Annotated in this window: 17 protein-coding genes; 3 read left to right on the top strand and 14 right to left on the bottom strand. The window is 60.5% G+C overall.

Going from position 1 to position 21963, the window contains the following annotated elements; all coding sequences use genetic code 11:
* The 13 genes from ACF8GF_RS16005 to tssB all read right to left on the bottom strand — a co-directional run.
* Window positions 1-1151: T6SS effector BTH_I2691 family protein (locus ACF8GF_RS16005; RefSeq protein WP_392487539.1), on the bottom strand; the 1151-nt coding region annotated here is incomplete at its 3' end.
* Window positions 1144-2067: a DUF4123 domain-containing protein gene (locus tag ACF8GF_RS16000; protein ID WP_176684156.1), complete on the bottom strand. Its 924-nt coding sequence runs from the start codon at window positions 2065-2067 to the stop codon at window positions 1144-1146. The genes ACF8GF_RS16000 and ACF8GF_RS16005, both read right to left, overlap by 8 nt.
* Window positions 2064-4232, bottom strand: a complete 2169-nt coding sequence (locus tag ACF8GF_RS15995; RefSeq protein ID WP_176684155.1) for a type VI secretion system Vgr family protein — start codon at window positions 4230-4232, stop codon at window positions 2064-2066. The genes ACF8GF_RS16000 and ACF8GF_RS15995 overlap by 4 nt, the downstream gene beginning before the upstream one ends.
* 75 nt (window positions 4233-4307) lie before the next feature.
* Window positions 4308-4823: an Hcp family type VI secretion system effector gene (locus tag ACF8GF_RS15990; RefSeq protein WP_176684154.1), complete on the bottom strand. Its 516-nt coding sequence runs from the start codon at window positions 4821-4823 to the stop codon at window positions 4308-4310.
* Window positions 4824-4956: 133 nt separating this feature from the next.
* Complete coding sequence (gene icmH, locus ACF8GF_RS15985) at window positions 4957-5826, bottom strand: type IVB secretion system protein IcmH/DotU (protein WP_392487538.1); 870 nt, start codon at window positions 5824-5826, stop codon at window positions 4957-4959.
* A gap of 1 nt (window position 5827) precedes the next feature.
* A complete protein-coding gene (tssK, locus tag ACF8GF_RS15980) occupies window positions 5828-7165 on the bottom strand; it encodes a type VI secretion system baseplate subunit TssK (RefSeq protein ID WP_392487537.1) in 1338 nt (445 codons plus the stop codon).
* Between the two features lie 55 nt (window positions 7166-7220).
* Window positions 7221-8018, bottom strand: a complete 798-nt coding sequence (gene tssJ, locus ACF8GF_RS15975; RefSeq protein WP_176684152.1) for a type VI secretion system lipoprotein TssJ — start codon at window positions 8016-8018, stop codon at window positions 7221-7223.
* The gene (locus tag ACF8GF_RS15970) at window positions 8015-8584 is read right to left on the bottom strand and encodes an FHA domain-containing protein (protein ID WP_392487536.1); all 570 of its coding nucleotides are present in this window, start codon (window positions 8582-8584) and stop codon (window positions 8015-8017) included. The genes tssJ and ACF8GF_RS15970 overlap by 4 nt, the downstream gene beginning before the upstream one ends.
* A complete protein-coding gene (gene tssG / locus ACF8GF_RS15965) occupies window positions 8581-9597 on the bottom strand; it encodes a type VI secretion system baseplate subunit TssG (protein WP_392487535.1) in 1017 nt (338 codons plus the stop codon). Before tssG ends, ACF8GF_RS15970 begins: the two co-directional genes overlap by 4 nt.
* Window positions 9561-11327, bottom strand: coding sequence for a type VI secretion system baseplate subunit TssF (gene tssF / locus ACF8GF_RS15960; protein WP_176684149.1), 1767 nt, complete (start codon window positions 11325-11327; stop codon window positions 9561-9563). The genes tssG and tssF overlap by 37 nt, the downstream gene beginning before the upstream one ends.
* Window positions 11328-11330: 3 nt before the next feature.
* The gene (tssE, locus tag ACF8GF_RS15955; RefSeq protein WP_392487534.1) at window positions 11331-11741 is read right to left on the bottom strand and encodes a type VI secretion system baseplate subunit TssE; all 411 of its coding nucleotides are present in this window, start codon (window positions 11739-11741) and stop codon (window positions 11331-11333) included.
* Window positions 11738-13228, bottom strand: coding sequence for a type VI secretion system contractile sheath large subunit (tssC, locus tag ACF8GF_RS15950; protein WP_392487533.1), 1491 nt, complete (start codon window positions 13226-13228; stop codon window positions 11738-11740). The genes tssE and tssC overlap by 4 nt, the downstream gene beginning before the upstream one ends.
* 17 nt (window positions 13229-13245) lie before the next feature.
* Window positions 13246-13749 carry a type VI secretion system contractile sheath small subunit gene (tssB, locus tag ACF8GF_RS15945; protein WP_209966696.1) on the bottom strand — a complete coding sequence of 168 codons (504 nt, stop codon included), beginning with the start codon at window positions 13747-13749 and terminating at the stop codon, window positions 13246-13248.
* 327 nt (window positions 13750-14076) lie between these two features.
* Between tssB and vasI the strand changes: the two genes are divergently transcribed.
* From vasI to tssM, 3 genes are read left to right on the top strand one after another with little or no spacing between them, the layout of a single operon-like run.
* Complete coding sequence (vasI, locus tag ACF8GF_RS15940; RefSeq protein WP_176684146.1) at window positions 14077-14727, top strand: type VI secretion system-associated protein VasI; 651 nt, start codon at window positions 14077-14079, stop codon at window positions 14725-14727.
* Complete coding sequence (gene tssA, locus ACF8GF_RS15935; RefSeq protein ID WP_392461225.1) at window positions 14715-16178, top strand: type VI secretion system protein TssA; 1464 nt, start codon at window positions 14715-14717, stop codon at window positions 16176-16178. Before vasI ends, tssA begins: the two co-directional genes overlap by 13 nt.
* Window positions 16175-19795, top strand: coding sequence for a type VI secretion system membrane subunit TssM (gene tssM, locus ACF8GF_RS15930; RefSeq protein WP_392487532.1), 3621 nt, complete (start codon window positions 16175-16177; stop codon window positions 19793-19795). The genes tssA and tssM overlap by 4 nt, the downstream gene beginning before the upstream one ends.
* A 77-nt stretch (window positions 19796-19872) precedes the next feature.
* Here the strand turns inward: tssM and ACF8GF_RS15925 are convergent, their stop codons facing one another.
* Window positions 19873-21726, bottom strand: a complete 1854-nt coding sequence (locus ACF8GF_RS15925) for an ABC transporter ATP-binding protein (RefSeq protein ID WP_176684143.1) — start codon at window positions 21724-21726, stop codon at window positions 19873-19875.
* Window positions 21727-21963: the final 237 nt, after the last annotated feature.

Raw genomic sequence — 21963 nt, 5'->3', positions numbered from 1 at the left:
CGTCGTTCCAGCGCGTCGCGTTCGGCGAGGAAACGCCGGTATTTGTCGACATCGAGACGCTGTGCCAGGCGTGCGCCATTGGGGGAGTAATCTTCATGGGTGAGGGCCTGGAAGTGTGCCTCGGCCGGCGACAGGGCGGGCCCCCGGCGTGACGTACCCAGCCTGAACGCGGCCAGTTCCGGTGAAGGGGCATCTGCCGGGTACAGGCTTTCCAGCGTCTTGTTCAGCAGCATGGCGACCAGGTTGCGATGGTGAAAGTCGCGGCTCTGCGGGCTGAGCTGTTCGGCATCCAGCCGGTAGCATGCCGGCACGCGCTCCTGCTCGGGAGGCTGGGCGGGTCTTGTGTGTTCCAGTTGCTCGGCCGGCATCAGGTCACGCAGTTGATGCTGGTAGGCCGAGACCGACAGGCTCAGGTCCAGGGCCATGCCTTCGGCGTCGGCGAGCGCCACCACCACTGGCACTTTCGGCTGGGTCCAGGGGTAGTGGCGGGCGATGGCATTGAGGTTGCCGATGGGCAAGGTTTCGGTGACCGGGTCGCTGCTCCAGGTCAGCGGCATGCGCCGCTCGGTTGGCTTGAAGTCTTCGACCCAGGTTTGCAGGGCACTCACTGGCAACACATGGGGCTGGGTGGACGGCGCCTGGTTGCCGCTCACCAGCTCGGCCATGTCCAGCTGGCGCATGTGCCGTTTGCGCAGGGCTGGCGAACCGGTGATACGGGTGGTGATGGCGTTGGTCCACAGGTGCGGGCTGTAACCGATCCACACTTCCTTGGCCGTGTCCTGACAGGTGTCGGCCCACACCCAGCCCGTGCTCTGGCCGGAGAGGTAGCGGCCACGCTGGTGATAGTCCTCCAGCCCTTGGTAGCGCAGCTCCTTGTAGAGGCCCACGCCGACGTGCTCATGAATGACCAGCTTTTCGCCCTGAGGGCCTTTCATGAACACGTAGACATAGCCCGGGCGCAAAGCGCGGAGGGTATAGGCCGAGTGCTGCAGTGGAGTGAAGCCTTGTTCCAGGTTGAAGCCTGCATCGGCATAGCGGCAGGCGGGGGCGTCGGCGGTGCGGGGCACGATGGCGTAGCGCACTGGCAGGATGGGCACGCGTGCGCTGCAGGCAGGGCCGGAGGTGGCGCTACTGACGGAGGCGTTAGTCATGGGCAGACTCCTTGCTTTCGACCAGAGCCTGGAGCTCGCGAAGGCGGGCCTGGGGCGACTCTTCGAGGTTGGTGTAGATTTTTCCCGCCTTGTCATTGCTCATCAGCCACATGTGCCCGGCTATCAGCCGAATGAATTGGCCCGCAACTTCCTCGCTCCGGAAATTGAGGGCTGTCAGTTGCGGCAGGAGTGTTTCTATCCAGAGGCGTATGTCCGCCAAGGTATGGTGGGCATGGGGCGGCATGGCCAAGACCTCATGTGCCAATGAGAGGACAAAGTGCTCGTGCATGCCTGCTTGCAGCCGATCAAGTTCAAGCTGCTGGAGGGTCAAAGGCAGTTCTGATTTTGAGCGGGCAGCAATCGGCTTGTTTTCGTGTGTTTTCCACTCATGAGCCGGCCCCCAGTTGACTCGCCATGCCAACCGAGACACCGGGCCAAGCCAGGCCTTGCGATGGTCGTCGTCCAGCGCATTCAGCCAGGCCGCAAGATGGTCCGGTGTGACATGGTGAGTGGCAACGCTCTGGTCAGGGAGCACGACCTGCACCAGGCTGGTGAAGTGGTCTGCCAGCGCTGCCAGGCCAACCTCGGCATCCAGCGCGATGGCGCCACCGATAGGCATCCAGGTCGTGATTGCATGGGCAAGCAGCTCGTGAGCGTCTGCAACGTCCACCAGCAAAGGCCCAAACTCATGACGGTCATCCAGGGCGCTGCTCTTCCATAACCATGCCTTTTGAGTATTCCGGCTGACAGCGTTTATAAGGTCGAGTACCGATGGGGCATAAGCAGGAACCAGTTCACCTTCCTGCGGGATGGGCCGATAGGCCCAGTTCTCGATTGCACTGGTCATGAGCAGCAGAAAGCGGCAGTTGTGAGCGAAGTCTTCGCTACGCGGAGGAGGTGATGACAAGGTGGTCATTGGACTTGCCCTCGGATACAGCGGCAATCGGGCAGGGGGCAGGAACCATCAGGGCGACGCCCACACAAGCGCTCCAGAGGCTTGCCGGTGTTCGGTGCACTGCTGATGGAAAAGGGGCTTGCCGTCCCATTTGCCGACTTGAGCATCTGGCCGGTGATGCGAATCGTCGGGCTGTCCAGGGTGATGCCTGTTTCGTCGATTCGAATGGAGCCCCCAGGGCCTTGAATGACCACGGCTTCCGATGCTCGAAGTTCATAACGGCGGGTACGTCTGCGGATATCCCCGCGAGCTTCCAGCTCGGCATGCCCTTCGACCCGTTGTTCGAAGTTGCCACCGATACGGGTGTGGTGATTGGCGGCGATCTGATCGTGACGGTGATTGCCGATGTTTTCGACACGGTCCTTGGCGATCCTGATCGTGTGGTTTCTACCGATGTCGAGCGCGGCATCCTGCCCAATGGTGATGCGCTCGTCATTGCCAACCGTTTCCGTACGGTCGTGGCCGATCAGGATCGATTCGTCGTTATCGACCTGCTCTTTGCGGTCATTGCCGACCTGCGTAGTCTCATCGTGCTTGACCACATTGTTCTGGTCCCTCTGGGCATGAATGAACACTTCCTCCTGGCCCAGTTCGTCCTCGAAGCGCAGCTCGTTGAAGCCATCGCCCTTGTGGGTCTGGCTTTTGATGGTCATGCGGGTCTTGTGGCGGGGAAGGTCGTAGGGTGGCAATTGGTTACCGCAGTAAGTACGGCCGGTGATCATCGGCTGATCAGGGTCGCCGTTGACGTAGTGGATGATCACGTCCTGGCCGATGCGCGGGATGGCCATCGAGCCCCAGCTGCCACCGGCCCAGCCTTGGGATACGCGTACCCAGCAGGAGCTGAACGCGTTGTCCTGGCTTTCTCTGTCCCAGGGGAAGCTGACCTTGACCCGGCCCCATTCGTCGCAGTAGATCTCTTCACCGGGCGGCCCGACCACAGTGGCCATGTGCGGGCCGTCAACGCGTGGTTTGGGCAACGGAGCTGGGCGCCACTCGGTTCTGCCTGGCACCAGTACCGCCTTTTGCTCGTATCGTGTGCCCTGGTCGGCCCCGGCAGCTTCTTCCTGCAGGCTGGTGAACTGGCTGCCTTCGTGGCGGACCGTGCTGACCCGCCAATGCACATTCAGGTCTTCGCGTGGGTGGCCGGTCAGGGTGAAGCTAAGGCCCGGTTGAAGGCGCACATCGTTGCCTTGCACCTCGGCAATGCGCACGTCGTGGCGCAGGCCAGTGATGCGGTTTTCGGTGAACGGCTTGCCAACGGCATCGCGTTTGTAACGGCCGGGGTAGTCGAAGCACTCATAATCCGTGGACTGGTGCTCAAGATAGGGGCCCGAGGCCCTGTGTTCCTGACGATAGGCTGGGTGGGTGAACGTGTAGTCGCGTTGAACCTGCCGTGCAGTACGCACTTGTTCGCTGTAGCGCAAGCGCCGTAGGCAAGGTTGAGCCTGGTCGCCGCCGTGGTTGGAATGGTACAGCACGGTGTCCGGGGCTGACGGTTCACGCTCACGGTAGAAGCGTTCGGCGTCGTCCTCGTGTTTGATGACACCGTGACTTATCAGACCGAGTGACTGCAGTCTGTCGGTGATGATCAGCTTATGGCGCTTTTCGTTGTGCTCGAAGCGGTAGACCAGGCCTTCTTCGGCCGCCAGGCGGGCGATGAAGTCGAGGTCGGTTTCGCCGGCTTGTACGCAGAATTCGCGCACCTGATGGTCCAGGCCGGCGCGTAGTTCGTACTGGTCGATGCCCTGGCGCTTGAGCATCAGCTCGAGAATTTGCGGAACGGTCTTGTGCTGGAAGATGCGCCAGTTCGAGCGCAGCCTGGCGCGGGCCAGTTGCGGTTCGACCAAGGCGTGATAGTAAGTGCGGTAGAAGCCACTCTCGCCCTGGCTGAAGCTGCTGACAAGGCCGTGCACGTACCGTACCGGGCGTTCTCCGTCCAAGATGGTGAAGAGCACGGGTTTGTCGAGCAAATGGCCGAAGTCGATATCGTTTTCGAAGCTGATCAGTTTCAGCTCCAGTTCAAAGGGGGCGCTGATGCCCTCTCGGAGTTCGAACGACACCACTTCGAATTCAGCTTTGCCAACCAGCGGCTGGAAGCTGTAACGCACGTCAGATTGGCTAGGCATACACGATCCTTGTCCGCCGTCTGAATATTCGAAAAGCCCAGGCAGAGCACGCCTGCCTGGGGCATTTCAGTGAGATCAGGCGATCGGTTTGCGCCAGTCGTCAGAGCCTTCGGTACCCGCCGTTACGTGGGTCCAGGTGATCTTGCGATACATCATCGCCACTTCCACCAGCTGCGTGTAGTTCGCGTTCTTCGCATTCTGGGCGTGGGGTAGCACGGTGTTGATCTCGACGATGATGGCGTCTTCCAGCTTGGTGGTGAAGAAGTGCTCCTGCTCGCCCACTGCCGAGGTGCGGTACCAGTTGACTTCAACCGTTGGCAGCTTTTCGCCACTGGCCAGCGCTTGGTACATCAGTGGCGTGGCCTTGTTCAGCGAGCTGGTGAAAATGAAGGGCTTGTGGGTCCGTTGCCCGGCCGGTTGACCGCTTTGCGGGTCGGTGGGGACGGTGACCTGGTGCTTGACTTCCTGCACCAGAATTTCATCTTCATGGCCTTCCTGGTAAATGTTGCCGACGGAGTCGGAGGTGAAGGCGTCCGCGGTGATGTTGCCTTGTTTCTGGCCTTCGATCTTGATGTAAGCGGGTGTTGGCATGGCAGTTACTCCTGCGTCCATGTGGGTAAAGCACGCGCACCCCAGGTGGCGTGGCCATCGGAAACGATGGGCTTGTCAGCGAGGCAAAAGCCTCGCTAATTCGTTGAACTCAGTGGTGCTGTGTCACGGTTGGCTATTGCTGCAAAATGCCGTTCAGCGACTCCAGCACCTCGGTTGTGATCAGGTGCAGGCGATAGCTGTAAATGCTGTAAGCCACCGCCATGGCGATGGCGGAAATCACCAAGGGGCTCCACCAGGGCCATTGCCGGCTCATGCGGAAGTTGCGTGGGGCCACATTGGTGTAGGGGTCGCAGACTTCTTCGGGGGTGGGGCCGCGCAGTTCGCGGATGATCCCGTGCAGTTGGTGAATCAGTGCATTGAGTGTTTCTTCGCCTTTCGGCGCGAGCGCGTACTTGCCCTTCAGCCCAAGGCACAGGGCGTAGTACATGAACTCAAGCACGTCCTGATAACGCTTGGGCTCCTGCATCAGGCGGGTAATCACCGTGAAGATTTTTTCCCCACCCCAGGTCTCGTCGTGGAAGATGCTAAGCAGCGGCTCCTGGCTCCAGCAGCTGCTCTTGCCCCAGGGCCGCTCCATAACGGCCTCGTCTATGAACAGGCACAGACCGTAGGAGTACGCCAGCAACTGAGCCGGCTCGTAACCGTGCTGGCGCATTTCTTCCTGAATGTTGTCGATCTGGCTGCGTACTTGCTGGTGCACGTCCTGGATGTTCGGCAGCTCGTCCAGCGTACGCAGGCGTATAACCAAGCCGAACAACGGTGATGCGGCATCCAGCATCAGGTTGGCGAAGCCGCCCCGCAGTTGAAATTCCGGGTCAGCGGGGTAGCCTTCGGAAACGGGCTCAGGCTCAGGTTTGTCCGTGGATACTTGCGCATTGCTTGCTGCAGCCCGGGGGGCGGGTACTGGCTGTTCAAGGGTTGAATCAAGCGCGTTGACTGCAGCGTTGTTTTCGTCGGTGGGCGTGTTGTTGTCTTTTCCCATGTCACTCACTCCTGATCGCCCAGAACTGCAGTTCAAGCCCTGGGAAGTCGCCCGCAATGTGGATGCCGAAGCCATTCGCCTTGCTCATGCACGCCCAGGCCGGGTCACGTCGGTCCAGCTCGAAGTAGCTGAAGCCCGCATGGAAGGGCAGGTCGCGGGGCGCTACCGGTAAAGGCAACAAAGGGATGCCTGGCAATTGCAGCGGCACCAGGTCATTCAGTGACTCAAGTGAGGTGATCTTGGCTTTCTGGATGAACATCTGGCGCAACGCCTGTGGTGGCAGGTCGGCGCGCACGGCGAGGATGAAGTCGGCTTCGTCGATCAGCCGGCGGTCTTCCAGCGTGGTCGTCATCACGCCGAATTGTTCGCTCTCCAAGCGCAGTGAAACAGCGCGCGGCCGCAAGACGGTGCTCAGAGATCGGCGCAAGGTGTCTTCCAGTGGTTTGAAAGAGGTGCGCAGCGCGGTGTGGTGATAGGCGGGGTACTCCTGCGGCAGCCTGTTCTGGTCGGTGAAAGTGACGAATTCGCCACAGGCCTGGCTCATGCACAGGTACAGCTGCTCGGGGTGCGTTTGCGCTTGCCTGGCCAAATGCTGGAAGCATGGCCACCAACGGTTCATGGCCTGCAGCAGGTTGAAGTCGCGAATGTCGGCGATCCCGGACTGGCCCGATGCACCAATCCGCGTGGCAAGGCCGCGCGCCCGCTCGCGCAAGGTATGGGTGATTTCTTCAAGAAACCGCTGCAGCGCTGGCACCGCCCGCACCGAAACGCTGGTGGGGTAGAACGCTTCGTCCAGTTGCAGGCTGCCGTCGGCGCGCCGTTCCAGAATACGTGCCAGGGCCAGGCGGGTGTAGGCGCTGCTGTCTTCGGTCTTGCGTTTGAGCTGCAGGTTGGGCACCGCGAGGTCTACCTGCACCAGGTCACCATCAGCGGTGTGGGTATCCTTGATTTCCTGTGCCTGGGCGGTATAGCGGAAATTGGCTGCATTGTCGGGCCAGCTCACTTCGCGGCCGCCATCGGTGCGCAGCGGCAGGCACAGATACACCTCACTGTCTTTGCACGCGTCGTCGCCGATTTCCAGTGGCGGCGGTGGCGGCAGGTCGGCGGGAATGTCGAACACCGTGCCGTCCGGCATCACACCTCGCGCCCGGGTGATGGCGACTTTGCCTAGGCTCAGGTATTCGTCGTTCAACTGAAGTTCGCTGAAGCCGTAGAAGGCTGCATTGAGGCTGGCGAGGCGCTGGTGCAGGGCTGCTTCGCTGGCTCTGGTCGCCTGTTGGAAATGCTGTGGTTTGACGAACAGGCCTTCAGGCCAGAGAACGGGATTGCGTGAACTCATGGGCGCTCCGTGTCAGCGTGAGTAAGCAGGAAGGGCAAAGGGTGTTGAGGCGCCATCAGTCTTCTTCCTTGAGCACGATGTGCGTGTCGTTGACCAACACCGACAGCATGATCTGGCGGCCACGCGGCGGAATGCGCAGTACTTGCCGCCAGCTGGCGTTTTCATGGCCTCGGTAGTCGGCAATCACCGCGACGAAGCGGGTTTCGGCGTGGATGGGTTCGAACGGGATGTACTTGAACTGGCCAGGGCGCAGCAGGTAGTCGTCACTACGGATATAGGTACTGCGCAGCGCCTTGGCCGGGTCCTGCTCCAGCAGCTGGTACACGGTGTTGCGCAGCAGTGAGTCGTCGCGCAATTGCAGGATCGTGATGGCAATGGGCGTGGCGACCAGCGCTGAGGCAACGCTTGTGGTGGGCGGCAAGGTCAACGCCACCTGAGGGTCGTCGTAGCTGCCTGGGCCGCTTTCTTCCAGGGGCGAGCGAGCCGGGTCGCTTTCGTCTCCTTCGTCCAGCTCGACGGGGGACATGGCCGGGAATTGCGCTTGCAGGTATTCGAACAGAACCCCGATTTTTTCGGTCAACGCATAGGGGTCGCCAGCACTCAGGGTCACAGCGTAGGGACTGGGCTCCAGGGCGCGATCCTGATCGGCTGCGACGTCAAGGCTGTCCGGATTGCCGTTGAGGGTAGGGCTGGCATTGATGCTGAATGCGACCTCGGTCGGGTGATCCTTGGGCGGCCCGATGGGCAACGAGTGGTCCATGGCTACCTGGCTCATTCTGCTCAAAGATGTGCAGCCGGCGGGCCCGACCAGCGCAAGCAGCAGGGGGGCGAGCAGAAGTGGATGAGGCTTCATGGGTATGCTCCGGCAATCAGGCGCTGCAGCGGGCTTTCTCGGAGTGCCCCTTCACCGTCTGCTGCGTCCAGCGCTGCCAGAGGGTCGCTCCCCATGGCTGCTTTGAAGACCGAGCAGATCTCGACGGCTGGTTGGGGGGCAGAAGGCTGTGCCGGCCAAGCGGGTGCAGGCGCTTCGGCTATCAGGCGGTCGAGCACCCTCGGGTCAGAGTTGAACAGGTCCTCCAGCGAGCGTGTGCAGGCCTGATCCTGGGAGTACTGAACCTGTAGGCGATAGGCACCAATGAGAAGCTGGTCACCCTCAACCAGGCGCCTGGGTGGAAGCGGCCCCAGGCTGTTGGCACTGCCACTGACGTAGGTGCGGTGGCAATGGTCGATCACACAGAAGCTGCCTTCGATCCAGCGGATTTCGCAGTGGATGGGCGCAACGGTCTGATCACGGTCATTGATCTGCCAGTTTGCTCGCCCACTACCGATGGTGCCGCCCTTGCAATCGAACAGATGCCGAGCAGTAACGCCGTGCTGCAGTTGGTCGAGGTTGGTGATGCTCAAGGTGACTGTGCTCATGAGCGCCCCCGGATGCGTACAACCGGGCTGATCTGGCCATACCGGTCGTCGACGAAGCTGGTCCAGCCCAGGTATGCGCCCTGGCTGCGGTGCAAGCAGAAGGGGGGCAACGCGCTCTGCTCAAGGCGCAGCTCCAGGTCATAGGCCAGCCCGTCACGCAGCAAAAAGTCGATCAATGCACGCAAACGGTCGAAGTTGATGCCGCTGGGCAGCAAGTCCCGCAGCTGCGTCTGGTCGAGTTCGCTGATCACGATGGTGAACTTGCTGCTGCGGGTGCGCGTGCGGCTGCCAATCTTGAACGTGCTGCCCAGCTGGCCGTTGGTTCGCCCCAGGCTTGCAAGCTGCCTGGACGGCGTGACGACTGATCGCGTCTCGAACTCGCGGATGTGCACCTGCTTGAGGTCGAAGCAGTGGGCGATGATGCCGGCGACGGTCCCCGGTGCTCGGCTGCGGCTGGCGATCACGCCGGCAAAACTGAGCAGGCGGCTCCAGGGCAGCGCCGTGTCCCCTCGCAACTGCTTGTCGTTAAGCCCCAGCAGGGCAAACATGTACTGCGAGAACCCGTCACTGGCACCTGGCTGGAAGCGGATGTAATAGCGGTACTTGCGCCAGATACGGTGCAACAGGCTGAGCAGGTAGTGGTTGAAGAAGTCGAAGAAGGCTGGCCGTACACCGATGCCATGCGCATGTTCGTACGCCACCTGTTCCAGGTAATAGGTGGGCAATGGCGAATCGGAGCCGTGCAACCCCAGGAACGTGGCAACGATGCGGTAGCGCTCGTCCTCAGCGGGCATTCTCTGGGCTTTGTACACGTCCGATACAGGGAAGGTCAGCCGTGGGTCGCAGGCCAGGCGCACGCGCAACCGGGTGGCCTCGTCCGGCCAACGCGGTTCCAGGTTATCGTCATGCAGCCCGTGCAACCGCTCCAGCAACTGGAAAAAGTTGTACTGGTGCGCTTTGCAGAGCAGCTTGTCGGCTAGATCAGCGGTTGCTTGCCGGTCTGTATTGGCCATGTGTAGTGCTCGTTATTGGTGGTGTTGATCACTTCCAGCTGGTGGAAGGAATTGATGCTGGCGTACAGGGCGAAGAAGTGCGCGAGCACACAGCTGAACAGGTACAAGTCGCCTTCGCAGAGGAAGGCGGTCTGGTCCAGTTTCAGCAGGGTGTGCAGGCCGCGAATGGGTTGCCCCTTGATCAGCCAATCCATGGGCTGCGTATGAATGTCGCGCATACCCTCCAGGCGTTTACGGGTGGTGCGGGCCTGCTGGATGTCGTGCAGGGCCATGAAGTCATAGGCGCGGATCACCGCTTTCAGCGGCTCTACCGAGAGCATGGACAGGTAGTTGAGCGACATGTTGGAGATCAACGCCCACTGCAACTGGCCGTCCAGCACCGGGCGACAGGGGCGGGTGGGGGTACAGAGATTGGTGTAGGTGGCCAGCGGCGGCGTAAGTTCGCTCAGGACGTTGATGTCATCCACGCCTAGCGCCAGCGGTAGGTCCCGATTTGTGCAGGTGAGGTCGATGGACGCGGTTTCCAGCTCGCCTATGTAGCTATTGGCGTCGGCGCGGACGAAGGCGATTCGATGCATGACGCCATTGCCGTGCAGGCACTCTTCCAGCTGGCAGCGGTAATACAGCGCCGTGCGCCCCTGAACGTGCTCGATTTCATGGGCGAAGGACTCGAAGGGACGGAAGGTCCGAAGGTGCTCACCGGTGTTACCGTCAGTCGTCGTTCGGGTGCTGATCACCTGGTCGACACTGAAGATTTCGTAGCCGTGCGGCGCTGTGCCCTTGGGCTTCAGTGGAACCATGGCGTCCTTGCCGGACAGGTCGATGGGCTCGGCGCTGTGCTGGAACAGGTTGACCGCAGGTGCGCAGAACAGGTTGAAATCTGCTTTGCCGACACGCAACGAGTCGGGTAGCTGGCGCGTGAAGTGAAATTCGAGGCTTACCTGCTGGCTGTCATGAGCTGGCCAGATCTTTTCCAGCCCGGTAACGCTGAAAAAGTGGAAGCGTTGGGGGAACGCGAAGTATTCCTGCAGGATCCGGTAGCCATCAAAGACGTTCTGTGGGTAAGGCAGCAAGGCGTCGTTGGGGCTGAATCCTGGGAATGCGATGCTGTTTGCCGGCAGCCGACGAACCTCGCCATTGATGGTCACGCTGACATGCTTGAGGTATTGAGAAATCCACAGGTAAAGCGTGCGGGCGGTACCGGTATCGCCGCTGAGGTAAAAGTCGAGGCTGGTACAGCTTAGGCTGTTCAACGGACGCTCGACCAGTGTTTGAAGGCCGATGCAGACCACAGAACGGTCGGATGTCTGGGTGGCGGCCACTGTGTCGATCTCGAACGGATGAATGTTGACCGCTGTGCAGGTGCGGAACTCGCAGGCCACGCCGTCTACCGGTTTCGAGAACAACCGCGACCCCTTGGGAATGCGCTGTGACTGGCTGAGGGATTGCCTCACCGGGCTGAACTTGATGATCGTCGCACTGGGCAGCGGCCGCAGGTAGTTCGGCCAGAGCAACTGCAGCATGGGCTGGGTCAGCTCTGGCAAGTCGTCTTCCAGCTTCAGCCGTAGTTTGGCGGTCAGGAACGCAAAGGCTTCCATCAGGCGCTCGACATCGGGGTCGCTGGCGCCTTTGCCAAGCAATCGCGCGAGTTGTGGGTTGTCCTTGGCAAAGTCGTTCCCCAGTTCGTGCAGGTAACGCAGTTCTTCGCTGAAACTGTCTCTCAGTGACATCGGTCACCTCACTCGCGTGTAGCGGTTGTGGCCATCGACCAGCAGCTCGAGTTGCAGCTGCTCTGCGTGGTTGTTGACCTGTACCAGGCAATCCAGCCTGAAATGCAGCTCCAGCGGGGCATGGGTATCGGGCACTGCGTTGAGCGTGCGTACCTGTATGCGCGGCTCGAAGCGCTGGAGGGTGCGGCGGATATCCGCGCTCACCTGCACAAGCAAGTCGCCGTTGCTCACGTCATGCCCGTTGAAGTCGCGCAGGCCCAATTCAGGGCTGCCCTGGGAGCACCCCTGGCGGGCATTCAGCAGCGTTTCGAGGTGGCGCTTGATGGCGGCGAACTTGTGGGAAGCGCTCTCGCGTCGGGAGGCCTCCCGGCGGGTGCACTGGTCCACCATCAGGCGATCAAAAAGACCACTCATTGCGTATCGAGCCGCCCGACCAGGGAAATCTCGAAGTTCGCGCCCATGTACTTGAAGTGCGGACGTACGGCGAGCGAAACCTGGTACCAGCCCGGGTCACCCGCAACATCCGATACCTCAATACGCGCGGCACGCAGCGGCCGGCGGCTGCGAACGTCGGCAGACGGGTTCTCCTGGTCGGCGACGTACTGCTTGATCCACTTGTTCAGCTCGGACTCAAGGTCACGGCGCTCTTTCCAACTGCCGATCTGCTCGCGCTGCAGCACCTTGATGTAGTGGGCGAGCCGGTTGACGATGAACAGGTAGGGCAACTGGGTACCCAGTTTGTAGTTGCTCTGTGCCTGAAGCCCCTCAGGGGTTTTCGGGAAGTGCTTGGGCTTTTGTACCGAGTTGGCGGAGAAGAACGCGGCGTTGTCGCTGTCTTTGCGCATGGTCAGGGCGATGAAGCCCTCTTCGGCCAGTTCGAATTCCTTGCGGTCGGATATCAGCACCTCGGTAGGAATCTTGGCCTGCAACTGGCCCAGTGATTCGTACAGGTGGACCGGCAAGTCTTCGACGGCACCGCCCGATTGGGGGCCGATGATGTTCGGGCACCAGCGGTAACGGGCGAAGCTGTCGTTGATGCAACTGGCCAACAGGAAAGCAGAATTGCCCCACAGGTAGTTGTCGTGCTGCCCGGCGATGTCTTCGTCGTAGTTGAAGCTCTCGATCGGTTGTTCCTGCGGGTGGTAAGCGGAGCGAAGCATGAAGCGCGGCCCGGTCAGGGCGACGTGGCGGGCGTCTTCGCTTTCACGAAAAGCGCGCCACTTGGCATGCCGTGGGCCGGCGAAGAGGTCTTTTATTTCCTTGAGGTTCGGCAGCTCCTCGAAGCTGTTCAAATTGAAGAACTCGGGGGCAGGTGCGGCAAGAAAAGGGGCATGGGACATGGCGCCAACGGAGGCCATGTAACTTAGCAACTTGATGTCAGGGGAAGAGGGGGCGAAGTTGTAGTTGCCTACCATGGCCGCAATCGGCTCTCCCCCGAATTGGCCATAACCTGCGGTGTAAACATGTTTGTAGATACCACTGCAGGTAATGTCCGCAGCATTCTCGAAGTCGTCGAGCAGGTCCTCTTTAGTGACATGCAAGACTTCAAGCTTGATGTTCTCCCTGAAGTCCGTTCGGTCGACCAGAAGTTTCAGGCTGCGCCAGGATGATTCAAGCTGCTGGAACTCAGGCTGATGCAGAATGGCATCCATTTGTTTGCCGAGAACCCGGTCGATTTCGGCAATCATCTGGTCGGCCCGATGCTTGTTGATCATTTGGTCCGGGTCATTGCTCTTGAGGATTTCGGCGATGAAGGCAGATACGCCCTGCCTGGCAACCTGGTAGCCCTCCTGGGCAGGTACCAGTTTGGTTTCTGCCATGATCTGGTCGAGCAAGGTGGCATTGCTCAACGTGTCGGCCGTTGCGTCTGGGGTGATGGCGGTGCTGCTTGGCTTGGGCATGGGGACGCTCCGTTGTCTCAATCTTTTTCTGGCGCCTCGAGCACCAGGTCCAGTTCTTGGGCGAGCTGCTTACGCGCCTGCTCGTTGTTAAGCAGGTGCTGTAATTGCTTGCGGAAGGCCGGGACGTTGCCCAGCGGGCCCTTCAGGGCGACCAGCGCTTCGCGCAGCTCCAGCAGCCTGTTCAGCTCGGGCACCTGGCGCGCTATCCGGTCTGGTCCGAAATCGTTGATGGACCTGAACTGCAGCTGGACGGCCAGCTCGGTATCCGGGGCGGTGCTGAGCCTGGACGGTACCGTCACGTTCAGGCTTACGTTGGCGTCGTTCAACACGCTGTTGAATGTGTGTTTATCGATGCGCATGACCTGGCGGTCCTCAAGCGCACGGCCGTCATCCAGGCCGAAATCGCCCAGCACCAGCATCTTGTGCGGCAGCTCCACCTCAGCCTGCTCATCGCTGGTAGCGGGCACATACTTGATATTGACGCGCTCTTTCGGCGCGACGGATCCCGTCTTTTTAGGCATCAGTACGCAACTCCCTGTTGGGTTGTAGGATGTTCAGACATAAGTTGTGTTTAGTATTGTCCTGGCCTTGTAGGAAGATTCTTACATGTGTTTGATTGATTAGGTGTTCTGTCCGTTTTCTATAAAAACCATGCAGGGGGAAGTGCTCTTTGGTCGAGCGTGAAGTTGTAAGGAAATATTTGTTTGTGTGCGTTCGGTACTGTGTAATAGGCTTCTGCTGAATTTGTTTTGGTCGGTCGTGCGGGGGGCATGGGTACTGCTATTTAGTTGTAGGAAAGTTCTTTGTTTCATATAGGCCATTTGTACTATTCAGAGAGTAAATTCAGGATGATTAACCGCTGTGCATATGGCGCCGGTCTCTCGTTGCTGTTTTGTCTGCAGCCGGTGCTGGCAGGCTCCACGCGGGACTGTCCCCGGATTGTGTCCAACGTCGAGCGACTGGCCTGTTTCGATCAGGCTGCCGGCACCCCGGCGTACACGCCAGAACGGCAGTGGTCTGCACCGGAGCAGCAGGCCCCCACTGTGTTGCGCGTGATGGCAAATGAAGCTGAACGGGCACCGGATGACCTGACGTTTCGCATCGGGAGCCAGACCCGGGACGGAGCAGGCGCACCAGCGCTTGTGATTTCGGCGCCCGCGATCGCATCGGGTGATGAACGTGCCTACATGGCAATCAGTTGCATCCAGGCCATCTCCCGGCTACAGCTGATTGCCAGGCGTCCGATCGAAGCAAGTTGGGTCAAGGTACGCCTGAGCGGGGAGGGCTGGTCTACCCATGAGACGCCTTGGCAGGTGATGGAGAACGGCCAAGTGCTCGATGCCGGGCGGGGTCTGCCCGCCATCGAGCAGATCAGGAAGCTCATCGGTGCTCAGCGTATCCAGGTTTCAAGTGATCACCGTGAGATCGACGGGCTGACTTTCGATGCGCTAGGCCTGGACTCCTTGATCAGCCGGGCGAGAAGCACATGTCGGTGGTAGCGCAGGTATCCGGGGAAGAGGTCACTCGGTTGCTCACGCCGATTGATCCGGCAGTTCCGGCTGGCCTGTTCGATGTCGAGGACGAAACCTACCAGGCCATTGATCAGGAGATGGTCAAGCTGGGTGGGTTGCAGGAAGCCTCTATCGACTGGGTCTACATCGAAGACGCGTCCCGTCAGTACCTGAGCCGGCAATGCAAGCACTTGCGAATCGTTGCGCACCTGAGTGCCGCATGGTTGCGTAGCGGCTGCTGGGAGCAGTGGGGATGCACCTTGGCGTTGCTGGCCGGCATGCTCGAGTGCTATTGGGAGGCCGCTCATCCCAAGCCGGGACCGAAAGGCTTCCTGGGTAAGCGCAAGCTGGTTGCCCTGGTGATCGATCGCTTGGCCGAGGCGCTCCCTCGTCTTGATCGTTTTACCTACACCCCGACCCACGCAGCGGCAGCGCAGGCTGCCTTGAAACGCCTGCAACAACAGGAAACGGTGCAGCTGGACACGGCAGCACTCGGCGAACTTGAGCGCCTGCTAGGCAAATACTCGGAACTTGCCAACGGCGTCAGCGAGGCTGCTGTGCCCAAAGCAACGGCTGCAACCGAGAAGCCTGCACCGTTGGCCGATGTCATCGCCACACCCGTGTCACGCATGTCGATGGGCAATGAGCGTGAGACACGCCGGGCCGTCCTGTCCATGGCCGAGCTCATCAACCAGCAGGACCCTTACGACACTACCGGCTACCAGTTACGGCGTTTCGGTTTGTGGGCGCACATTCAGGTTGCTCCGCAAGTCAGGCAGGGCAACCTTACGGAATTGATGGCGGTTCCGCTGGATATCACGCGGGTCTATGAAGAGGCCATAGCCAGTAGGGTGGTTGACCCTGCCTTGCTGCAGCGCATTGAAAAGAGCCTGACGGCTTGCCCCTTCTGGATTCGTGGCAGCTTTCTGGCTGCGACCGTCGCCACGCAGCTGGCGATGTGCGAGGTGGCCGAAGCCATCCGTTGTGCCACCGCCCGTTTTGTACAGCGTATGCCGTCGCTGCAGCAGTTGTGCTTCAGCGACGGGCTGGTATTTGTCGACGACCAGTGCCTGGCCTGGCTCAAGGGCACGCAAGGGCCGTCTGGCCAAGGTGCAACCCCCCAGGAGTTCAGCGGCCTGCGCGAGGAGTTGGTCAGCCAGCTGGAAACCGGTGGCGTAGAACCGCTGCTCCTTCGGCTGCAAGGGCTGCAAGCCGGCTTTCGTGCTCCCCGTGAGCGCTGCCACACCACGGTGATCGCAGCCGATCTGCTGGCCGCCCGGGGTGTGTCCTGGTTGGCCCAGGACCTGTGCGCCAGCGTTGCCCGAACCATGCAGCAAACCACCGCCAGTGCGTGGGAGCCCGAGGTATTTCAGCGGCTTCAGCAGTACGCGGCATCCCCAGTACTGGCAGTTCAAGACAAGGATCAGGAGCCTCGATGAATCAAATATGGACGCAACTCAAACGTTGGGGCTGGCCGTGGGTAACGCGCATTGGCCTGGCGCTGCCGCTGCTGCTCGGGCTTGGCGCGTTGCTGATGCTGGTCGCAATCTGGTGGCTTGGCCCGCAGTGGACGTGGCGTGAGCAGCAGCCGCTGGCAAGTGTGGCTCATCGCAGCGTGGCCAGTCTGGTGCTCGTGCTGGTGCCGCTTCTGTGCTGGCTTGGAGTGCTGCGCACGCGCTTTCGCCGCCTGCAAGCGGAGCGCCAGCAGGCATTGGCCGCCGAGCAGGATGTCGCGCTACCGTTTGTTCAGGCGCAAGAGCGGGCGTTGAGCCAGGGGCTTGAGCGGTACCTCTACAATGCCGGTGGGCGACGTGCGTTGTACCGGCTGCCCTGGTACCTGGTGTTGGGCGTCGAACAGTCCGGTAAAAGCAGCTTCATCGACCGCACCGATCAGCGCTTTACCCTGACGCGTATCGACCAGGCCCAGGCACGGGGCCGACAGTCTGAAGCGCTGGCCTACCCGGTAGGCTGGTGGGTGAGCGACGATGCCGTGATCATCGACCCGCCTGGTGTTTTCATCAGTCAAGAAACACCGGCGGGCTCGGCGGCCAACGCCCCCTCCGAAGCCTGCGCGCCGCCTGGCATCCAGGCCAGGTTGTGGGAGCACCTGTTGAGCTGGCTGCAGCGTAAGCGAAGCCAGCGGGCACTCAATGGTGTGTTGCTGGTGGTCGACTTGCCGGCGCTGCTGCATGGCAAGCCCGAGCAGCGCGTCGCGCTGGCCCATGGGTTGCGCACACGCCTGTACGAAGTGAGCAGTCAATTGGGGGCGCGCCTGCCGCTGTACGTGGTACTGACCAAATTCGATCTGCTGGACGGCTTCGACCAGTTCTACAGCCAGCTTCCGGCCGCCAAGCGTGAAAGCCTGTTGGGGTTTACCTTCAAGCTGGATGCGGTAGACGCGTTCGACGCCTGGCTGGATGAGTATGACGAGCACTACGGGCGGCTTCTCACCCAATTGCATGAGCAGGTTATCGACCGGCTGGATGTACTGGGCAAGACAGCACCGTGCGGGCGCCTGTTCTCACTGCATGCACAACTGATCGGGTTGCGCCCCATACTGCAAGCATTCTTGCGCGAAACCTTGGCGAGTGACCGGTTCACCACGCCACCCTTGGTACGTGGTGTGTACTGGTCGTCAGTGGTACAGCAAGGCGACATGCGCAATGCCTTTGTCCGTGAAGCGGCACAGCCCTACACGACGAAGCTGCCCCTGCGTGAAGGTAAGGCACAAGGGAAGGCGTTGGTCTATTTCATCCAGCAAGCATTCAGGCGGGTTATTTATCAGGAAGCCGGGCTGGCGGGCGACAATGTTCGGGTTGCGCGCAGCAAGCGCCACTTGCTGTGGGTGGGCTCTGGTGTAGGCATCCTGGCGTTCAGTATCGCCATTGCCAGTTGGCAGCGTTACGCCGATATCAATGGCGCCAAGGCTGCCAGTGTGCTCGCCAAAAGCCAGGAGTACAGCGGTCACGAAGTCGATATGCGTCTTGATCCGACCGGGCGCAACCTGCTGGCGCCACTGGACCAGATTCGCGATGCGGTGGCGGTGTTTGGCGACTATCGTGCGGCCTGGCCGGTGGTTGCCGATTTTGGCTTGTATCAAGGGCGCAACATTGGTCCCTTGGTTGATGAGGCGTACCTCAGCTTGTTGTCGAAACGTTTCTTGCCGGCCTTGGCCAGTGGTGTGATCGATGCCATGAACGCAGCACCCCCTGGCAGCGAGCAACAAATGGCCGCGCTCAGGGTTTACCGGATGATCGAGGACCGCCACAGCCGCCGCCCCGAATGGGTCGAGGACTGGATGGCCCGGCAGTGGCAACGCGCCTTTCCTGGCCAGGGGCAGTTGCAGCGTGACCTCATGCAGCACCTGAAATACGCCTTGGCCTATGCCGATACCGATTTGCCGCAGTATCGCCAGCGGGTCAGCGAAGTGCAGCAGGCGTTGCGCAAATTGCCGTTGCCACAGCGGGTCTATGCTGGGCTCAAACAACAATCGTACCAGCAGTTGCACGCCGGGCTGGACCTGCGCCACCAGGTAGGGCCTGCGTTCGATGTAGTGTACCAGCCGTCTTCCGGGGCCAGGCAAGGAAATGAGGATGTACGGCTGGCCGCCATGCTCACCGCCAAAGGCTTCAGGGAATACTTCGCGCCGCGCAGCCAGCGGTTCGCTGAAATGGCGATGGTTGATCAATGGGCATTGGGGGAGCGCAGTCAACTTGACTATTCGGACGTTGACCGCGATGCGCTGACCGAGCGGCTGTATAACCTATACAGCGCCGATTACATTGACAGCTGGCGGCGCGCCCTGAACGCTTTTACGGTGGCTGACTTCCGTGATCTGGACCATGGTGTCACGATCCTGGAACAGTTGACCGGCCCCGCAGCACCTTTGCAGCGGCTGCTGGATACGGTCAGGGATAACACCTCGCTCGCGCCGCCAGCAGGTGTTGAAGCACCGGGTGAGCTGAGTGCGTTGTGGGCAGCAACCGGGAAACCCGAGCAACAGCAAGCGTTGGCCATCCAGCGGGCGTTTGCAGGCTTGGGCGCCATGCTGCAGGCGACAGGAGAAAAGCCGAGCTACTACGATGAAACCCTTGGCGCTGTTGCGGCCGTGCTGGACTACGCCAAGGCCGTACAAGACAGCCCGGACCGCGGCAAGGCTGCATTGCAAGCCGTGCATCAGCGCTTTGCGATGACAGGGCAGGACCCGATCGGCACCCTGCAACGTGTTGCCACAGGTTTACCGGAGCCCATCAGCCACCAGGTCAGAAAGCTCGCCGACCAGACTGCTCAGGTGCTGAACGTTGAAGCACTGCGCGAACTGGAGCGACGTTGGGATGCTGACGTGTACAGTTTTTTCCAGCAACGCCTGGCAGGCCGCTACCCCTTTGTGGTGAAGGCACCCGATGCTTCTTTGGATGACTTCGAGGCGTTCTTCGGGCCGAAAGGGCGCCTGCAGCAGTTTAATGATCGGTATCTCAAGGTTTTCCTGAAGGACAATCTTGAGGCTTTGCAGTCCGCTCAGCACGGGCAATCCCTGATTCGTGACGACGTGATCGAGCAGCTCGAGCTGGCGGATCGCATCCGCGAAACATTTTTCGATCAGCGTGGCAGGCTAAGTGTGCAGTTCAGCATCGAGCCCTTGGGGCTCAGTGCGAACCAGCGTACCAGCCTGCTGGACCTGGATGGCCAGTTGATTTCCTACACCCATGGGCCAAGCCATATCACGGGTATTGTCTGGCCCAATACCTTGGGGCAGCAGGTTCGTAGCAATCTCACCTTGCTAAGGCAAAATGGCAACAGCAGTAGCCTGGAGTACCGTGGCCCGTGGTCGATGTTCCGCTTGTTCAGCCGCGGCGCGCTCAATGGCCGGACGGCGACCAGCGTGGACCTGAGCTTCAGGACCGGAGATGGCGTGATGCGCTATCGGCTTAACGCTGAAAAAGCCTTCAACCCCATTACCCAGCAACCGTTCAAAGGCTTCCGCTTGCCCCGAGGCTTGTTGCAACAGCCAGCCAATGGGGGGCAGGCGATGTTGTCGGGTGAGCAGCGACCATGAACATCGTCACGGGCGCAGTTCATAGACTGCGCAGGCTTTCTAAGGCTGGGTATGCGCTGGCTGACCCCAGCCTCTGCTTACTCCACAGCCTCCGCCACGCCCTGATCCTCACCCAGGAACCCGCCACTCTGATGCTGCCACAACCGTGCATAGGTACCCTTTTTCGCCAACAGTTCGGCATGGGTGCCTTGCTCGATGATGCGCCCTTCATCCATCACGATCAGCCGGTCCATGGCGGCGATCGTCGACAACCGGTGGGCGATGGCAATAACGGTCTTGCCTTGCATCATTTCATCCAGGCTCTCCTGAATGGCCACTTCCACCTCCGAGTCCAGCGCGCTGGTGGCTTCGTCCAGCAGCAGGATCGGTGCGTTCTTCAGCATCACCCGGGCAATTGCAATACGCTGGCGTTGGCCGCCAGACAGCTTGATGCCGCGTTCACCCACCAGGGTGTCGTAACCGCTGTTGCCCTGGCGGTCGCTGAGCTGGCTGATGAAACCATCGGCCTGGGCACTGGCCGCGGCGGCACGGATCTGTGCTTCGGTAGCATCAGGGCGGCCATAGGCAATGTTGTCGCGAATCGAACGGTGCAACAGCGAGGTGTCCTGAGTGACCATGCCGATGGCGCTGCGCAGGCTGTCTTGCGTGACCTTGGCGACGTTCTGCCCGTCGATGCGTATTTCCCCTTTGTCCACGTCGTAGAAGCGCAGCAGCAGGTTGATCAAGGTGGACTTGCCGGCGCCGGAGCGGCCGACCAGGCCGACTTTTTCGCCCGGCCGAATGTGCAGCGTCAGCTCATTGAGCACCTGGCGCTCGCCATTGTAGTTGAAGCTGACCTTGTCGAAACTCACCGCGCCACCCGTGGTTACCAGCTCTGCGGCACCCGGCGCATCCTGCACTTTGGGGCCGCGGGTAAGGGTGGCCATACCGTCCTGCACGGTGCCGATGTTTTCGAACAGCGAGGTAATTTCCCACATGATCCAGTGCGACATACCGTTGACGCGCAAGGCCATGGCGGTAATCGCCGCGACGGCCCCGGTGCCGACCTGTCCCTGGTGCCATAGCCACAGTGCATAGCCACCGGCACCAAAGATCAAGCCCACCACCAGCGCCTGGTTGACGATTTCGAACTGGCTCACCAGGCGCATCTGGCGAAAACCGGTCTGCTTGAAGTCTTCCATGGCTGCGCGCGCAAAGTGCGCTTCGCGGTTGGAGTGCGAAAACAGTTTTACCGTGGTGATGTTGGTGTAAGCGTCAGAAACCCGCCCGGTCATCGACGATCGGGCATTGGCCTGCTCCTGTCCGACCTTGCCCAACCGGGGTACGAAATACAGCATGGCCAAACCGAACAGCACGACCCAGGCAATGAAGGGCAGCATCAGTTTCAGGGCAAAGCCACCGGCCAGGGCAATGATCGCGATGAAATACACGCCAATCCCGGGCAGGATTTCGATGAGGGTAAACAGCACATCGCGTACTGCCAGCGCCGTCTGCATCACCTTGGTAGTGACCCGGCCAGAAAACTCGTCAGAAAAGAACGACAAGCTCTGGCGCAACATCAGGCGGTGAAAATCCCAACGCAGCCGCAGCGGCAGGTTGATCGCCAGCACTTGGTGCTGAACCATGGTGCGCAGCGCCACCAGCCCGATGCTGACCAGCAGGACGATGCCAATACCCCACAGCACTCGGCTTTCCTCGGGGCCAACAGTACCGCCGGCCTGCCAGGACGCGAGCAGGTCGACCACCTGACCGAGGAACGCGAACAGCCAGGCTTCGTATATCGACACCCCGGCACTGAGCAGTGCCAGCGCCAGGATGTAGCCACGAGCGCCGCGGGTACAAGCCCACATGAAGCGCAACAGGCCAACCGGCGGCGGTGGTACCTCGTCGGGCGGGAAGGGGTCGAGCCGACGTTCAAAGATACGCAGCATGCTTGTCTCCGGAAAACGGTTTTTGCATTGGCCAATGCCCTGCCGGCTTGCCTTTGGCGACTTTTGTTTTTAACCCGGAAAAGGTCGGCCTTGGGGTGTTTGTTAACAAACCTTTGCAACTCATTACATTTCAGATTGATTTCATTCTGCCTTGATGCTGTATAATTGACGCAACTTTGTGTTTCTCATCATTTTTGTCGTTTTTTTGACATGAGTCATAAGGCGTCAGCAGAGGAT

This window comes from Pseudomonas sp. yb_5 (assembly GCF_043103865.1).
Lineage (GTDB): Bacteria > Pseudomonadota > Gammaproteobacteria > Pseudomonadales > Pseudomonadaceae > Aquipseudomonas > Aquipseudomonas putida_Y.
The sequence above is the reverse complement of the archived record's forward strand: the minus strand, read 5'-3'. Positions and strand labels throughout refer to the sequence as shown.

Excerpts from the sequence above, each read along its gene's own strand:
- ACF8GF_RS15970 (WP_392487536.1), bottom strand. The coding sequence starts at position 8,584 with ATGAGCACAGTCACCTTGAGCATCACCAACCTCGACCAACTGCAGCAC.
- ACF8GF_RS16000 (WP_176684156.1), bottom strand. The coding sequence starts at position 2,067 with ATGACCACCTTGTCATCACCTCCTCCGCGTAGCGAAGACTTCGCTCAC.
- tssG (WP_392487535.1), bottom strand. The coding sequence starts at position 9,597 with ATGGCCAATACAGACCGGCAAGCAACCGCTGATCTAGCCGACAAGCTG.
- ACF8GF_RS15925 (WP_176684143.1), bottom strand. The coding sequence starts at position 21,726 with ATGCTGCGTATCTTTGAACGTCGGCTCGACCCCTTCCCGCCCGACGAG.
- tssK (WP_392487537.1), bottom strand. The coding sequence starts at position 7,165 with ATGAGTTCACGCAATCCCGTTCTCTGGCCTGAAGGCCTGTTCGTCAAA.
- tssF (WP_176684149.1), bottom strand. The coding sequence starts at position 11,327 with ATGTCACTGAGAGACAGTTTCAGCGAAGAACTGCGTTACCTGCACGAA.
- tssB (WP_209966696.1), bottom strand. The coding sequence starts at position 13,749 with ATGCCTAAAAAGACGGGATCCGTCGCGCCGAAAGAGCGCGTCAATATC.
- tssE (WP_392487534.1), bottom strand. The coding sequence starts at position 11,741 with ATGAGTGGTCTTTTTGATCGCCTGATGGTGGACCAGTGCACCCGCCGG.
- ACF8GF_RS15995 (WP_176684155.1), bottom strand. The coding sequence starts at position 4,232 with ATGCCTAGCCAATCTGACGTGCGTTACAGCTTCCAGCCGCTGGTTGGC.
- tssM (WP_392487532.1), top strand. The coding sequence starts at position 16,175 with ATGAATCAAATATGGACGCAACTCAAACGTTGGGGCTGGCCGTGGGTA.
- vasI (WP_176684146.1), top strand. The coding sequence starts at position 14,077 with ATGATTAACCGCTGTGCATATGGCGCCGGTCTCTCGTTGCTGTTTTGT.
- tssC (WP_392487533.1), bottom strand. The coding sequence starts at position 13,228 with ATGCCCAAGCCAAGCAGCACCGCCATCACCCCAGACGCAACGGCCGAC.
- icmH (WP_392487538.1), bottom strand. The coding sequence starts at position 5,826 with ATGGGAAAAGACAACAACACGCCCACCGACGAAAACAACGCTGCAGTC.
- tssA (WP_392461225.1), top strand. The coding sequence starts at position 14,715 with ATGTCGGTGGTAGCGCAGGTATCCGGGGAAGAGGTCACTCGGTTGCTC.
- ACF8GF_RS15990 (WP_176684154.1), bottom strand. The coding sequence starts at position 4,823 with ATGCCAACACCCGCTTACATCAAGATCGAAGGCCAGAAACAAGGCAAC.
- tssJ (WP_176684152.1), bottom strand. The coding sequence starts at position 8,018 with ATGAAGCCTCATCCACTTCTGCTCGCCCCCCTGCTGCTTGCGCTGGTC.